The 15,191-nt window shown below is 38.9% G+C and carries 14 protein-coding genes; 11 read left to right on the top strand and 3 right to left on the bottom strand.

Annotated features, from left to right (window positions below; translation table 11 throughout):
* Window positions 1-40: 40 nt before the first annotated feature.
* Window positions 41-1,447: a hypothetical protein gene (locus JEP40_RS06825; RefSeq protein ID WP_198622960.1), complete on the top strand. Its 1,407-nt coding sequence runs from the start codon at window positions 41-43 to the stop codon at window positions 1,445-1,447.
* Window positions 1,448-1,579: 132 nt separating this feature from the next.
* Here the strand turns inward: JEP40_RS06825 and modE are convergent, their stop codons facing one another.
* Window positions 1,580-2,371, bottom strand: a complete 792-nt coding sequence (gene modE / locus JEP40_RS06820) for a molybdenum-dependent transcriptional regulator (protein WP_198622959.1) — start codon at window positions 2,369-2,371, stop codon at window positions 1,580-1,582.
* A 158-nt stretch (window positions 2,372-2,529) separates the two neighbouring features.
* Between modE and JEP40_RS06815 the strand changes: the two genes are divergently transcribed.
* From JEP40_RS06815 to modC, 4 genes are all read left to right on the top strand, one after another.
* Window positions 2,530-2,673, top strand: a complete 144-nt coding sequence (locus JEP40_RS06815) for an AcrZ family multidrug efflux pump-associated protein (protein WP_071788544.1) — start codon at window positions 2,530-2,532, stop codon at window positions 2,671-2,673.
* A 236-nt stretch (window positions 2,674-2,909) separates the two neighbouring features.
* Window positions 2,910-3,680, top strand: coding sequence for a molybdate ABC transporter substrate-binding protein (gene modA, locus JEP40_RS06810; protein WP_198622958.1), 771 nt, complete (start codon window positions 2,910-2,912; stop codon window positions 3,678-3,680).
* A gap of 17 nt (window positions 3,681-3,697) precedes the next feature.
* Window positions 3,698-4,390 (top strand): molybdate ABC transporter permease subunit, encoded by a 693-nt coding sequence (modB, locus tag JEP40_RS06805; protein WP_036938363.1) that lies wholly within the window; start codon window positions 3,698-3,700, stop codon window positions 4,388-4,390.
* The gene (gene modC / locus JEP40_RS06800) at window positions 4,384-5,448 is read left to right on the top strand and encodes a molybdenum ABC transporter ATP-binding protein ModC (protein WP_194952076.1); all 1,065 of its coding nucleotides are present in this window, start codon (window positions 4,384-4,386) and stop codon (window positions 5,446-5,448) included. Before modB ends, modC begins: the two co-directional genes overlap by 7 nt.
* A gap of 77 nt (window positions 5,449-5,525) precedes the next feature.
* On the opposite strand, the gene JEP40_RS06795 is transcribed toward modC, so the two are convergent.
* Window positions 5,526-6,347, bottom strand: coding sequence for a pyridoxal phosphatase (locus tag JEP40_RS06795; protein ID WP_198622957.1), 822 nt, complete (start codon window positions 6,345-6,347; stop codon window positions 5,526-5,528).
* A 149-nt stretch (window positions 6,348-6,496) separates the two neighbouring features.
* Between JEP40_RS06795 and pgl the strand changes: the two genes are divergently transcribed.
* Complete coding sequence (gene pgl / locus JEP40_RS06790; protein ID WP_198622956.1) at window positions 6,497-7,486, top strand: 6-phosphogluconolactonase; 990 nt, start codon at window positions 6,497-6,499, stop codon at window positions 7,484-7,486.
* Between the two features lie 75 nt (window positions 7,487-7,561).
* Here the strand turns inward: pgl and bioA are convergent, their stop codons facing one another.
* Window positions 7,562-8,836 (bottom strand): adenosylmethionine--8-amino-7-oxononanoate transaminase, encoded by a 1,275-nt coding sequence (gene bioA, locus JEP40_RS06785; RefSeq protein ID WP_198622955.1) that lies wholly within the window; start codon window positions 8,834-8,836, stop codon window positions 7,562-7,564.
* A 103-nt stretch (window positions 8,837-8,939) separates the two neighbouring features.
* Here bioA and bioB point away from each other — a divergent pair, with 103 nt between their 5' ends.
* The 5 genes from bioB to uvrB all read left to right on the top strand — a co-directional run bounded on the left by bioB (window position 8,940) and on the right by uvrB (window position 15,035).
* The gene (bioB, locus tag JEP40_RS06780; protein WP_198622954.1) at window positions 8,940-9,977 is read left to right on the top strand and encodes a biotin synthase BioB; all 1,038 of its coding nucleotides are present in this window, start codon (window positions 8,940-8,942) and stop codon (window positions 9,975-9,977) included.
* Window positions 9,977-11,140: an 8-amino-7-oxononanoate synthase gene (bioF, locus tag JEP40_RS06775; protein WP_198622953.1), complete on the top strand. Its 1,164-nt coding sequence runs from the start codon at window positions 9,977-9,979 to the stop codon at window positions 11,138-11,140. The genes bioB and bioF overlap by 1 nt, the downstream gene beginning before the upstream one ends.
* A complete protein-coding gene (gene bioC, locus JEP40_RS06770; protein WP_198622952.1) occupies window positions 11,115-11,879 on the top strand; it encodes a malonyl-ACP O-methyltransferase BioC in 765 nt (254 codons plus the stop codon). Before bioF ends, bioC begins: the two co-directional genes overlap by 26 nt.
* Complete coding sequence (bioD, locus tag JEP40_RS06765) at window positions 11,872-12,555, top strand: dethiobiotin synthase (protein WP_198622951.1); 684 nt, start codon at window positions 11,872-11,874, stop codon at window positions 12,553-12,555. The genes bioC and bioD overlap by 8 nt, the downstream gene beginning before the upstream one ends.
* Before the next feature lie 470 nt (window positions 12,556-13,025).
* Window positions 13,026-15,035: an excinuclease ABC subunit UvrB gene (gene uvrB, locus JEP40_RS06760; protein ID WP_198622950.1), complete on the top strand. Its 2,010-nt coding sequence runs from the start codon at window positions 13,026-13,028 to the stop codon at window positions 15,033-15,035.
* Window positions 15,036-15,191 lie beyond the last annotated feature (156 nt).

The raw sequence follows: 15,191 nt of genomic DNA, 5'->3' as shown, positions 1-15,191 counted from the left end.
TGTTAAATATAAAAAATAATCAATCAGTGAAGGGATATATATGTACAGCCTGCGTTTTTTAATTATTTTATTTCTACCTTATTTGCTATTTTCTTTTGTCTATGCAACGGATAAGCCTTTATTGATAAATAATGAAATTAATCCATTGTCTATAGTTAGGAACCATGATCGTGTGAATTACATGGTGTCATTAACGGATAATAATGGAGAAAAAACTCAACATTGGCATTCTGTTGATTGTAAGCAGAACAAGGCTCAGTTTTTATATAAGGATGTATTGAATGAAGATGGGCTAACCAAAGCTCGTTATTACGGTAATAGTTATTTTCGCTATGCACCAGCTCAAGATAATAAGCTGATGACATCAGAGAATATTCGTATGATTTGTCAATTTCCAATAAAAGAAGCGCTATGGGAAAAATTATCTGACACATCTATGAGTGGTATAACGGATCTTGTTGATATTAATAGTATTCAGCATATTGGCGACATATTATCAGTACGTACAGGATATGATTTTGCAGAAACCATCTGGGAACCTCCTTATGATGCACCTCTTGAGCTAAAGATTGAGCACTATTTATATAATTGTAAAACTCATCGGGGCGACGCTATAGTTGCAATGAACTTAGATCGTGAAGGGTACGTTACTGATTCGCTGATCACTGATGATATTATTCGTCGTAAAGATAGTTTCAAAATAGATCTTAAAATGAGACAACTTTTCAATCAATTATGTCAGTTGCCAGAAGGAAAAAAGTTCACTGCTGAAGGACACTTTGTACCTGCTATTAATAAGCCTGCATCAACATTGATGAGGTTAACAATGCCTGATTTAAGTAATAATAACCCGTACTGGTTTAATAAATTCCCACTTTCTACGGCAATTAATAATAAAACTCAATCATTGGTAAAACCATTGGCTCTTCCTCATTTTAAACAGATCAGTTATACCATAGTAAACGAGTACGCTAAGATTAATGTACAACTGGTTGCACAACCAGATGGCTATATACGTAAGCTAGAAGATTATGGTATCTGGACAGTGCAACGTTTAACACTAGTTAATCAATTACAATTAAAGTTTGCCATGTCTATTAGCCATGATGTTTCAGTGCTCCGTAAGTTGCAGACAGATCTGAGATTCCCATTAGTAGTTGGTCAACAATATCAAGCACAGTGGGAAAGCATTGATTCCAAAAAAAAAGTAATAGCTTCGTCAATACGTTGTAATGTGATAAGCGAAGGAGATGCACGTAACATAGCATCTGAGTTTAGTGGAAAATATCTGTTAGTTCAGTGTCACGAAACTCATCAAGGACAATTGAAAATCAGTAGCAAACAAGCTTGGTTACAAGACTTTAATGTTTTTGTTCCTGTTATCATACAATTAGGCGATAGACCTGAAAGTTCAGTCAAGCTGGAAAACGTTAACATCATACGTTAATTAGAAGCTTATTAGAATAAAATTGATTTATGTAAATGTTATTCCTAATCAAAAACCATCACTTAATATTTTTGTTAAAATAATCACTAAGTGATGGTTTTATTTTTTATTTAAAAGTCATCATATTAATGATTAACACAGTGTTGCGACAATCACCTGATCAGCATTAAATAAAGCCGTTACGCTGTCATTAATATGTAAATTTTGCTCTTTAACATGCTGATTAGAACATGTGGCACAAACTTCTTGTCCACCTTCTAATGTCACCACTAATTCGCTGTTTTCATTACCCGTCTCAATTTGAGTGAGTGTGCCTGAAAGCGCATTGTCATATTGCTGTGTTAAAGAAGTCCCTTTTTCAATATTGACCCAAGGTGCCTTAATTAAAATCAGTACTTCTTTACCTTTTTTAAGTCCTAGGCGATCAGCGCTTTTCTCTGTCAAAGCAGCATGAATGGTCGTTTTTCTATCTGCAAGTTGAACATTAACATGTTGTTGAACTTGCAGGTTATCACGCTCAATAATGGTACCAAAAAATTGGTTTCTGGCACTGGTTTGTAATGAAAAACGAGAAATAGCGGCTAAAAGACTATCCAGAGGGAGTGAATCATCTTTCAATACATCAAAGGCTTTTTGTTGAATTTGACCTAACAGATCGTAAAGTTGAAGTAAGCGCTCACAATAATGTGTGAGAGTTGCACCACCGCCACCTTTACCGCCTGTTGCTCTATCAACAAGAAGTTCGTCTGCGAGTTGATTCATTTCATTAATGGCGTCCCAGGCACTTTTATAACTAATACCCGCCATTTTTGCCCCTTGACTAATTGAACCCGTCGCTTTGATTTGTTTTAACAGCGCAACACGGCGAGGATCGGCAAAGAGCTTATCTTGAAGTTTAAGAGTTAATAATATTTCTGCTTGCATAATGATAGGCTTCTTCTTTTTTGTGTGTTTATCGCATTTTTTGTGCCGACACAAAGCGATAATTCTCTAGAATATAAACATCTATAGCGTTATTATTCGTCATTCGTGAAGAAATGCCAACTCTGGCTTTCCGAATATACCATGATAAAGAGGTTATCATGCTTGAATTGTTGAAAAGTTTAGGGTTTGCTCTCTTGATGGTACCTGTTGTAATGGTACTGATTATGGGCATCATTTATGGTTTAGGTGAAGTGTTTAACTTGATTTCACCAAGTCAGCCAAAAGCAGACAAAAAATCATAATTTCTCCCTCCCTGATTTAGAGCAGCCCTTTATTTTGTAAAGGGCTGTTTTTTTATCTACTCGTCATACTTCAAACCACAGCGTTGTTGACTGCGATTCTATCTCTATTTTTTTGCCCCTATTTTTATGGTTATATTTATTGATATATAACCAGTTTCTAACATCTAATCCTTTCATTTTACGCTATGTCTTGCTATATACAGCGTGTCATCCTTTAATTTAAGTGGAATTAGAACATGAAAAAATTATCAAGCAAGTTACTTGCTGGCGCAGTTATCTCTTGTGCTTTAGTCAGCCAAAGTTTTGCATCGGAAAAAGTAACGGTATTTGCGGCCGCTTCTCTTACCAATGCTCTTAATGAAATTTCGGCACAATATAAGCAAGAGAAACAAACTGAAGTTGTTGCATCTTATGCCTCTTCTTCAACGCTAGCTCGTCAAATTGAACAAGGAGCACCCGCAAATCTGTTTATTTCAGCAGACCAGCAATGGATGGATTACGCAATCGATAAAAATTTAATAGTTGCTGATTCACGCCATACACTATTAGGTAATGATTTAGTGCTTATTGCCCCTAAAGATAGTCAATTAAATGACGTTGTTATTAATAAGGAAACCAAATGGAAATCCTTACTTAATGGTGGAAAACTGGCTGTTGGCGATCCTGACCATGTACCTGTTGGTATCTATGCGAAAGAATCATTAGAATATTTAGGCGCATGGGATACAGTAAGCCCAGAAATGGCGCGTACAAATAACGTACGTAGTGGTATGGCGCTGGTTGAACGCGATGAAGCACCATTAGGTATCGTATACGGTTCTGATGCGGTAGCGAGTGATAAAGTGAAAGTGGTTGGCGTATTCCCAGCTGATAGCCACAAACCTGTTGAGTATCCAATGGCAGTTGTAAAAGATCAGGACAATAAAGCAGTTCGTGATTTTTATGATTATCTGAAAACACCTCAAGCCGCAGAAATCTTTAAGAAATACGGCTTTAGCCCACTGTAGGAATTATACTTTTGGAGATGTTAAGTGAATACGAATGGCAAGCCATCATACTAAGCCTTAAGGTATCGACTGTTGCAGTTATTATTAGTCTACCTTTTGGTATTTTTATGGCTTGGCTTTTAGTTAGGGTACGTTTTCCCGGTAAATCATTGCTTGATAGCATTATCCATTTACCTTTAGTTCTACCACCTGTTGTGGTTGGTTATCTTTTACTGATCAGTATGGGAAGACGTGGGTTTATTGGTGAATGGCTGTATGACTGGTTTGGTTTTAGCTTTACCTTTAGTTGGCGAGGCGCAGCACTTGCATCCGCAGTCGTTGCATTTCCACTGATGGTAAGAGCTATCAGATTAGCATTAGAAGCTGTCGATCAACGTATGGAACAAGCGGCGAGAACCTTAGGGGCTTCACCGATACGTGTCTTTTTTACCATAACGTTACCTTTGTCTATGCCAGGGATCATCGCAGGGATTGTGTTGGCATTTGCGCGCTCATTGGGAGAATTTGGCGCAACAATCACTTTCGTCTCCAATATTCCGGGGGAAACAAGAACTATTCCTCTGGCAATGTATACCTTGATTGAAACACCGGGAGCGGAAATGGATGCCGCCCGTTTATGTGTTATTGCAATTATTTTGGCGCTCGTCTCTTTAATGGCTTCAGAGTGGCTAACTCGTTGGGGTCGTAAAAGATTGGGGGGCGTATGCTAGAGATGAATTTTAAACAGACGCTAGGATCACTGCGTCTGGAAGTCAATACTGAGCTACCAACAGAAAGTATTACCGCTGTCTTTGGTTTATCTGGAGCCGGTAAAACCTCCCTAATTAATGTGATTGGGGGTTTAACAAAACCAGACTCAGGGCGGATTGTATTAAACAATCACACACTGGTTGATACTGAAAAGAAAATTTACCTACCCCCAGAAAAACGTAAAGTGGGTTATGTTTTTCAAGATGCTCGACTGTTTCCTCATTATACAGTAAAAGGAAATCTGCTTTACGGTATGTCGCCGACAATGAAAGTGCAATTTGATCGCATTATTCATTTATTAGGTATCGAACATTTACTCCCACGTTTTCCGATAACATTATCAGGTGGCGAAAAACAGCGCGTTGCTATAGGGCGAGCGTTATTAACAGCGCCTGATATTATGTTGATGGATGAGCCTTTAGCATCGCTTGATTTACCGCGCAAACGTGAGTTACTGCCGTATTTAGAAAAGCTCTCACAAGATGTACAAATTCCAATTTTGTACGTGAGCCATAGCCTTGATGAAATTATTCGACTTGCTGATAATGTCATTGTGATGGATGCAGGAAAAATTAAGGCGACCGGTAAACTTGAAGATGTATGGGCAAGTAGTGCATTACGTCCTTGGTTACAAAAAGAGACATTAAGCAGTATCGCGAATGTCATGGTAGTAGAGCACCATAGTCATTACGATATGACAGCAACGGCTTTTGGTAACCAAGTGCTATGGTTGCCTCAAATCGAGACTAAAATTGGTCGTGATGTACGGGTTCGTATTGATGCTTCTGATGTATCACTGACTACCACTCGTCCTTCAAATAGCAGTATTCGTAATATTTTGCATATGAAAGTGGTTGAAACCATCAAAAATGATGGCCAAGTCGATGTAAAACTTGTCAATGATGGTAATTATTTATGGGCAAGGATCACACCTTGGGCAAAAGATGAATTGAATATTCAAGAAGGGCAATGGCTTTATGCGCAAATTAAGAGTATTTCGCTAAGTCGCCATCTTTGATTTATCCGCTGTATTTATCGATAAAAAAGACCTTGTTTAAAATAAGGTCTTTTCTTTTTGATGAGGCAATAATAAGACTAAGACAAAATATATTTATGAATAGTCTCTGCAATGCCCGGCAGTGAATTCACTTTGGTGACCATTTTAGCGCGAGCTTTTACTTCGTCAGAGGCATTACCCATTGCAACACCTAAGCCAACATGTTCTAGCATGCTAAGATCATTAAAATTATCACCAAAAGCAATAACATCACTCATATTCATGCCATTCGCTTCAACCCAACGTTGTAAACGACGACCTTTACTGTTGCCCTTTTTGGCGATATCAACTTGATCAACCCAAGACCATTCACACTCTAAACCGACTTGTTGCTCAATTTTTTCAACTAAAGCGCGTAATTCATCGTGATCGGGCGTAGTTGTCGCAATTTTCCAAATAGCATTAACATCATGCATGGCCTTATAAAAATCATCGACTTTGATTAAGTTCGGGCGCTGTGCAGTGGGTAATGTTTCTGACCATTTTAAGGTGCGTTGTACAGGGGCTGATAGTTGGTCATACATCATTGCATCATCAGCATAAACTAAGTGATGTACATCTGTTTGCTTAACGAGATCTAATACTGCGCTGGTTTCTTGAGTCGTTAATGGATCGGATTCCAGTACCTTTTTACCAATATAGTCATAAAGGTAAGTCCCATTACAGCAGATCGCAGGGGTATCAAGATTGAGCGCTTGATAGAATGGATGAATAGCAACATGATGACGACCTGTTACAATTAAGACTTTAACACCTGCTTTTCTTGCAAGATTGAGTGCTTCTAAAGATTCTGGCAGGATACGTTTTTGGTCATCAAGCAGTGTGCCATCAAGATCCAAAGCAATAACGCGATATGACATAAATAAGCCCCTTGATAGTATTAAGATGCAATGTTGCTGATGGTACACGTTAACCAATAAAAGATAAACTAGCTTAATCGTGACAAGTAAAGGCTAGTTATTCTATTATTCTTTATAAATCAATGGGTAATCGGTTTTAAGGAGAAGGGATGAAACAGGTAGTCTACGTAGCAAGTCCAGAGAGTCAGCAAATCCATGTTTATACATTAAATGCTGTAGGTGAAATGGATTTATTGCAGGTTGTTGAGGTTGCAGGACAAGTACAACCAATGATTGCAAGTGCGGATGGAAAATACCTTTATGTTGGGATCCGCCCTTGTTTTAATGTCGTGACATTTGCGATTATGGACGATGGGCAGTTAGAACAAAAGGCAATGACTTCAATTCCAAGCACACCTGTCCACTTATGCCTAGATAAAACAGAGCGCTTCTTGTTTGTTCCTTCTTATCATCAAGGCAATTTGGCAGTTTTACCTATTAATGAGAAGGGGATCCCTCAATTACCAATTCAAATTATTGAAGGATTAGATAAACCTCATTCATCTAATATTGATTGGAATAATAAACAACTGATTGTGCCTTGCTTAGGTGAAGATCATATTCGTTTATTTAATTTATCAGAAGATGGGCATTTAACAGAAGCAGGTACTGAAGAGCTGACAACAGCGCAAAATGCAGGGCCTCGCCATATGGCATTCCATCCTAATGGTAATGTATTTTATTGCCTTAATGAATTAGATGCGACTATCAATGTTTATCGTCGTATGGGGGATTTATATCGTTTAATGCAAACGGTTGATATTGTGCCTGAAACTTTTAATAGCACCCGTTGGGCATCAGATATTCATATTACACCAGATGGTCGCTTCCTTTACGCCAGTGAGCGCTCTGAAAGTTTTATCTGTGCGATGGCAATTTCAGAAGCGGGCGATTATCTGCAACCTGTAGGATACTACCCAACACAAATACAGCCTCGTGGCTTTAATATTGATAATACAGGAAATTACCTGATTTCTTGTGGTCAGAAATCAGATTTTGCTTCAGTTTCTCGTATTGATAAACACACTGGCGCATTAACTGAATTAGCGTGTTACCCAGTAGGTAAAGGTGCTATGTGGGTTACCGTCGTTACGAAATAAAAATCACTGTATAAAAAACACAGTAAACCTCTAGCAGAATCTTACCTTGCTGGAGGTTTATTTTTTATGAAAGGTTTAGGAGAGATTAACCACTTTCTTAATAGCTTGAGTGAGTTTAGTGAGGCTTGCTGGTGGCATAATAAATGGTGGCATTATATAAATCAGCTTGCCAAAAGGTCTGATCCAAACCCCTTCATCCACAAAGATTTTTTGTAGTTTTGCCATATTGACTGGCTCATTCATTTCAACCACACCAATGGCACCTAAAACCCGCACATCTTTGACACTTTTAACCTGTTTTAGTGGTAATAGCTCTTTTTTAAGTTGAGCTTCTAGTCGTGCAACTTGGTTTACCCAATCACCTTTTGCTAATAGAGATAAACTGGCATCAGCAACAGCACAAGCCAAAGGATTTCCCATATAAGTAGGGCCGTGCATAAAGCAACCCGCATCACCTTGGCTGATGGTTTCAGCAATATGACGTGTAGTTAAGGTGGCTGATAAGGTCATGTAACCACCCGTTAATGCTTTACCTACACACATAATATCAGGAGATATTCCCGCATGTTCACAAGCAAAAAGCTTACCTGTTCGGCCAAAACCAGTCGCTATTTCATCGGCAATGAGTAACACATTAAACTCGTCACACAGTGCTCTTGCGTGTTTTAAATATTCAGGATGGTAAATCCGCATTCCACCCGCGCCTTGAACAATGGGTTCAAGCATAACGGCAGCAATTTCTTGATGATGTTGCTCTAACGTTGAGCGTAATGAGTGGATATCTGCTAGATCCCACTCTTCATAAAAACCTATTTTTGGTGCATCCACAAAAAGATGATTAGGCAAGTAACCTTTGTAAAGACTGTGCATGGAGTTATCCGGATCACACACTGACATCGCGCCAAAGGTATCACCATGATATCCCTGCTTTAACGCCACAATACGTTGACGTTTTTCACCTTTAGCCTGCCAATATTGCAAGGCCATTTTCAGTGCAACTTCAACGGCAACCGAACCTGAATCTGCTAAAAATATGCATTCAAGAGGCTCTGGTGTTATCTCTAATAATTTTCGACAAAGTGATACTGCGGGGGGATGAGTAATGCCACCAAACATCACATGAGACATATTGCTTAGTTGTGTGGTAACCGCATTATTAAGTTCAGGATGATTATATCCATGAATTGCGGCCCACCATGAAGACATTCCATCTACCAGTTTTCTACCATCAGCCAAGATTAATTCAACGCCTTTTGCACTGATTATAGGGTAAGCAGGTAACGGATTGCTCATAGAGGTGTATGGATGCCAAATGTGGCGTAAGTCAAAAGCGATATCTTCGGGTGTCATTCTATTTTTCACTTAATCATGTAAACCAGTGGTGATCAATTTTAGTTGACATGATAACCCTATTATTTAAACTGGCAATCACTTTTAAACAGGAGATTGTATTGTGAGCTCATTAAAACGCTGGACATTAAAAGAAGCCAGAGCATTGTTTGATATGCCATTTTTAGATTTGGTTTTTCAAGCACAACAAGTGCATCGTCAACATTTTGACCCTTCACAAATCCAAGTCAGTACGTTGCTTTCTATCAAAACAGGGGCTTGTCCTGAAGATTGTAAATATTGTGCTCAAAGTGCACGCTATAAAACGGGATTAGAAAAAGAGCGTTTAATGGAAGTCCAGCAAGTGATTGAATCGGCAAAAAAAGCGAAGGCTGCGGGTTCAACGCGTTTTTGTATGGGAGCGGCTTGGAAAAACCCGCATGAACGTGATATGCCTTATCTTGAACAGATGGTGAAAGAAGTTAAAGCATTAGGCATGGAAACCTGCATGACACTAGGTAAGTTAGATGATTCACAAGCTAATCGATTAGCTGATGCGGGGCTGGATTTTTATAACCATAACCTTGATACCTCACCTGAATTTTACGGCAGTATCGTGACAACGCGAACGTATCAAGATCGTTTAGATACACTTGATAAAGTTCGCAATGCAGGCATTAAAGTCTGCTCTGGCGGAATTTTAGGGTTAGGTGAGGAAGTGAAAGACCGCGCTGCAATGTTGGTGCAATTAGCCAATTTGCCACAACCTCCAGAAAGTGTGCCAATTAATATGTTAGCCAAAATCAAAGGTACGCCATTGGCTGATAATGAAGATGTCGATCCTTTTGATTTTATTCGTACTATCGCCGTCGCTCGTATCATGATGCCACGCTCTTATGTGCGCCTTTCTGCAGGGCGTGAGCAAATGAGTGAACAAACACAAGCATTCTGCTTTATGGCAGGGGCGAACTCTATTTTTTATGGTTGCAAATTATTAACGACAACCAATCCAACCGAAGATAAAGATCACCAATTATTCCGTAAATTAGGCTTAAACCCTGAACGATTAGCAGTATCTATGGGCGACAATCAGCAAGAAGACGCTTTAATACAAGCGGTTGCTAATAAAGACACTGAACAATTTTATAACGCGGCACTGTAATGAGCTGGCAAACCTATTTAGATGAACAACTTAATGCGCGTAGAAATACGCCATTATGGCGAAAACGCAAAGTGATCAAACAGGCGGATGGTCGCTTTTTGATCACAATATCAGGTGAAAAATACCTTAATTTTTCAGGTAATGATTATTTAGGTATCAGTCAACATGCGGAAGTCATTAAAGCGTGGCAACAAGGTGCTAATGAGTACGGTGTAGGTAGTGGTGGATCAGGGCATATCACCGGGTTTACACAAGCTCATGAGCAATTAGAACTGCATCTCGCAGATTGGTTAGGTTACGATAATGCACTGTTATTTTCATCTGGCTATAGTGCTAATCAAGGTGTTATTTCGGCATTGTTTGAAAAAGACGATGCCATTATTGCGGATAAACTTTGCCATGCCTCGTTAATGGAAGCCGCTGTATTATCACCTGCCACATTATGGCGCTTTTTACACAATTCTTCTGATTCGTTATCTCAACGACTTAATAAAATATCGGCTAATAAAACCTTGGTGGTGACAGAAGGGGTATTTAGCATGGATGGAGATCAAGCGCCATTAACAGAAATAGCGACAATAAGCAGGCAACATGATGCATGGTTAATGGTCGATGATGCTCACGGTATTGGTGTTTTAGGTAAAGAAGGTAGAGGCAGTTGTGATGAAGCGGGTATCAAACCTGAGCTATTAGTGGTGACTTTTGGTAAATCTTTTGGTGTCAGTGGAGCGGCTGTGCTTTGTGACAAGCCAACCGCGGAGTTTTTTGAACAATACGCTCGTCACCTTATTTATAGTACATCAATGCCACCTGCACAGGCAGTCGCGTTACATTCAGCACTGAATGTGATTAAGCAAGCTGAGGGTGAACGAGCATATCTTCAAGAATTAATTGATACCTTTCGCCAAGGTGTTGCTTCGCTTCCTATTAAATTATTACCTTCACAAACTGCAATTCAGCCATTAATTATTGGTGATGAACTATTATGCCAAACACTTGCAGATTATTTGCAATCTAAAGGGCTTTGGGTAAAAGCTATCTTTCCACCCACAGTTCCACCTCAAAGTGCACGTTTACGAATAACGTTTACCACTCGCCACCACTTTTCAGATATTAAGCTGTTAATCGAGACGCTTCATGCATTCTTTAGTCAAAACAGATAAACAACGTATAGCACAAACATTTGGTAAAGCGGCTATTCATTACGATAATCACGCTAATATTCAGCGCTACAGTGGCAATAAATTAATGGATTTAGCGCGTTATGATAGTGGCAATATTGTCTTAGATGCAGGATGCGGAACAGGGTATTTCAGTCAAAAATGGAAACAACGCGGATGTTTTGTTATTGCACTTGATTTATCACATAAGATGCTACAAGTGGCAAAACAACAGCAACGGGCAGATGGTTATCTACAAAGTGATATAGAACATTGTGCAATTACACCACAAAGTATGGATATCGTATTTAGTAATTTAGCGTTGCAATGGTGTGATGATTTATCCGTTGCGATTAACACACTCATGAAAGCGGTAAATAAAAAAGGTGCGCTTTATTTCTCAACACTCGCTACGTTGACATTGCAAGAAGTCAGGGAAGCTTGGCAATTTCTTGATCAACACCCACATGTTAATCCTTTTTTATCTTTTCAAGAAATTGAGAACGCGTGTCGTGGCTTTCATTGTCAATTTTCTACTGAAACAGTCACAGAACACTATGATTCATTACATGCACTGTTTGCTTCTTTGAAGGGAGTTGGTGCCAATTTTGTGCAAGGCGATCGCCAAAAAGGGTTAATGACACGGCAAAAACTTCGTGCATTAGAAAGTGTGTGGAAAACAGACTCAGGAAAATATTTACTCACTTATCAAATTGTTATAGGAAAAATATCACATGACTAAAGTATGGTTTTTAACAGGCACAGATACCGAAGTGGGTAAAACGGTTGTAAGTAGTGCACTATTGCAATGTGCGTCACATCAAGGATATCAAACTGCGGGCTATAAACCAGTTGCATCGGGAAGTGAGTGGTTAAATGAAGGTTTGCGTAATTCTGATGCATTAACACTGCAAAAATTCAGTACGGTAAAATTGGATTATTATCGCGTTAATCCTTACTGTTTTGAAACGCCTACATCTCCTCATATTGTTAGTCAAGAGATGCATCAGCCTATTGATTTTAATGTGATGTCAGAAGGATTGTCTTACTTAAAACAGCAAGCCGATTGGGTTTTAGTCGAAGGGGCTGGTGGTTGGTTTACGCCACTATCAGAAAAGCAATTTTTTTCTGATTGGGTTATTGGTGAACAACTTCCCGTTATTTTAACGGTAGGTGTAAAATTGGGTTGTATTAATCATGCGTTATTAACGCAACAAGCAATTATTCAATCTGGTTTAACATTGGCGGGTTGGGTTGCCAATGAGGTTGAACCCGCAGGACGATATCAGAAAGAATATCTGGCAACATTAAAACAGCATATTAACGCACCGTTTTTAGGCAAAATACCCTACTTAAATGAAGTAAAAGAGCATAATTTTACGCCTTACCTCGATCTTTCTTGTTTAAAACTAGGTTGATAAGCCATTATTTGGTAAATGATAAAAGTCTATTTTTTAAGCCAATAAAAAAATAAAAAAAATAAATTTCGCCAATTTTGAGGGGCATTTTAAGGCGAAAAAAAAGACGTAACCTACCGAGACATAACAACTTTGTGTAGTTATCCACTATTCCTGTGGATAACCTTGTGTATTACCATTATAAAAATACTCTGAATAGAGAGAATACAAGGCATTGCTAAAGATTGGTGTTATTCTCAACTTTTATTTTTAACTCTTATATATCAATTAATTAAATAAAATCAATAGAGCAAGTGATGTCAGCGTGTCTCTCTGAATAATTCACAAAATAGGGGGTTGCTTTTTGAAAAAAATCCAGTTCCAAAACTGGGGATAACTTATGCTAATTATTCAGACAAATTTTAGTAGATAGAGATTGAAGCTGGATTTTTATCCAGTATCATAAGGAGTGTCAGCGAGGAGAAGAAAATATGAGCAAAGTTTTTAAACTGCATTCTGAATTTAAGCCTGGTGGTGATCAACCTACGGCTATTACTTCACTTTGTGAAGGATTAGACGATGGGCTTGCACATCAAACCCTCTTAGGGGTAACTGGTTCAGGTAAAACTTTTACTATTGCTAACGTGATAGCTAACTTAAATCGGCCTACGATGGTGCTTGCGCCAAATAAAACCTTAGCAGCACAGCTTTACAGTGAAATGAAAGAATTCTTTCCTGAAAATGCAGTGGAATACTTTGTTTCTTATTACGATTATTATCAGCCAGAAGCCTATGTACCAAGTTCTGACACCTTTATTGAAAAAGATGCCTCAGTTAACGAACATATCGAACAAATGCGTCTGTCCGCGACTAAAGCTTTATTAGAGCGTAAGGACGTGATTGTGGTGTCATCCGTTTCTGCGATTTATGGTCTAGGTGATCCTGATAGTTATTTAAAAATGATGCTTCACCTGACAAACGGCATGATAATCGACCAACGTGCGATTTTACGTCGTCTTGCTGACTTACAATATACTCGCAATGATCAAGCTTTTCAGCGCGGGACATTTCGTGTCCGTGGTGAGGTTATTGATATTTTCCCTGCTGAATCTGATGATTACGCTTTACGTGTTGAATTATTTGATGAAGAAGTCGAACGTCTTTCACTATTTGACCCTTTAACTGGGCAAATTCATTACAATGTGCCTCGTTTTACCGTTTATCCAAAAACGCACTATGTCACCCCACGCGAGCGTATTCTTGAAGCGATGGAAGAAATCAAAAAAGAACTTGCAGAGAGACGCAAAGTGCTTTTAGCGAATGATAAACTCGTTGAAGAACAACGTGTGACACAGCGTACCCAATTTGATCTTGAAATGATGAATGAGCTCGGATATTGCTCTGGTATCGAAAACTATTCACGTTATTTATCAGGTAGAGGGCCCGGTGAACCACCCCCAACCCTATTTGATTACCTTCCTGCTAACGGTCTATTAGTGATTGATGAATCACACGTTACCATTCCACAAATTGGCGGAATGTATAAAGGCGACCGCTCTCGTAAAGAAACCTTGGTTGAGTACGGTTTTCGTTTGCCTTCCGCCCTTGATAATCGACCGTTACGCTTTGAAGAATTTGAAGCCTTAGCACCACAAACGATTTATGTCTCAGCAACGCCGGGTAAATATGAGCTTGAAAAATCAGGTGATGAAATTGTTGAACAAGTTGTAAGGCCTACAGGGTTGCTCGATCCGATTGTTGAAGTGCGCCCTGTTGCTACACAAGTTGATGATTTACTCTCTGAAATTCGTATTCGTGCATCAAAAAATGAACGTGTATTGGTTACTACATTAACAAAACGGATGGCAGAAGATTTAACGGAATATCTAGAAGAGCATGGTGAGCGAGTTCGCTATTTACACTCTGATATTGACACTGTTGAACGTGTCGAAATTATCCGTGATTTGCGCCTCGGCGAGTTTGATGTATTAGTCGGTATCAACTTACTTCGAGAGGGCTTGGACATGCCTGAGGTCTCTTTAGTGGCCATTTTGGATGCAGATAAAGAAGGTTTCTTGCGTTCTGAGCGTTCATTAATTCAGACTATCGGTCGTGCGGCTCGTAACCTTGAAGGTAAAGCAATTTTATATGGTGATAGAATTACCGATTCAATGGCAAAGGCAATTGGTGAAACCGAACGTCGTCGAGAGAAACAGCAACAATTTAACCTTGAACACGGTATTGTGCCGAAAGGATTAAATAAAAAAGTGGGGGATATCCTTAAAATTGGTCAGCCTTCTCAAGGTCGTAACAAGAAAGGGCACAAAACAAAAGATATTCATGAAAATTACCCATTATTATCGACGGCTGAACTGGAAAAAGAGATCCAGCGTTTAGAAGCTGAAATGTATCAACATGCCAAAGATCTTGAGTTTGAAAAAGCAGCAAATACGCGAGATAAATTGCAGGCGTTGCGTGCTCAATTTATTGCGAACTCTTAATAACAGAATTTAAACCAGCACAATAAAGGGATATCTGTATATTTACTCCAGATTATCCCTTTTTCCCTTTTATCTTTCACTTTTCCCTAATTTTATATTCCCTTAATGGCGTTCAACTGTTTAAATATCACCACAAACAAAGCGTCAATTATTTAC

The organism is Proteus vulgaris, from assembly GCF_016239305.1.
In the GTDB taxonomy this organism is placed as follows: domain Bacteria; phylum Pseudomonadota; class Gammaproteobacteria; order Enterobacterales; family Enterobacteriaceae; genus Proteus; species Proteus vulgaris_C.
This window is presented reverse-complemented; position numbering and strand designations above follow the sequence as displayed.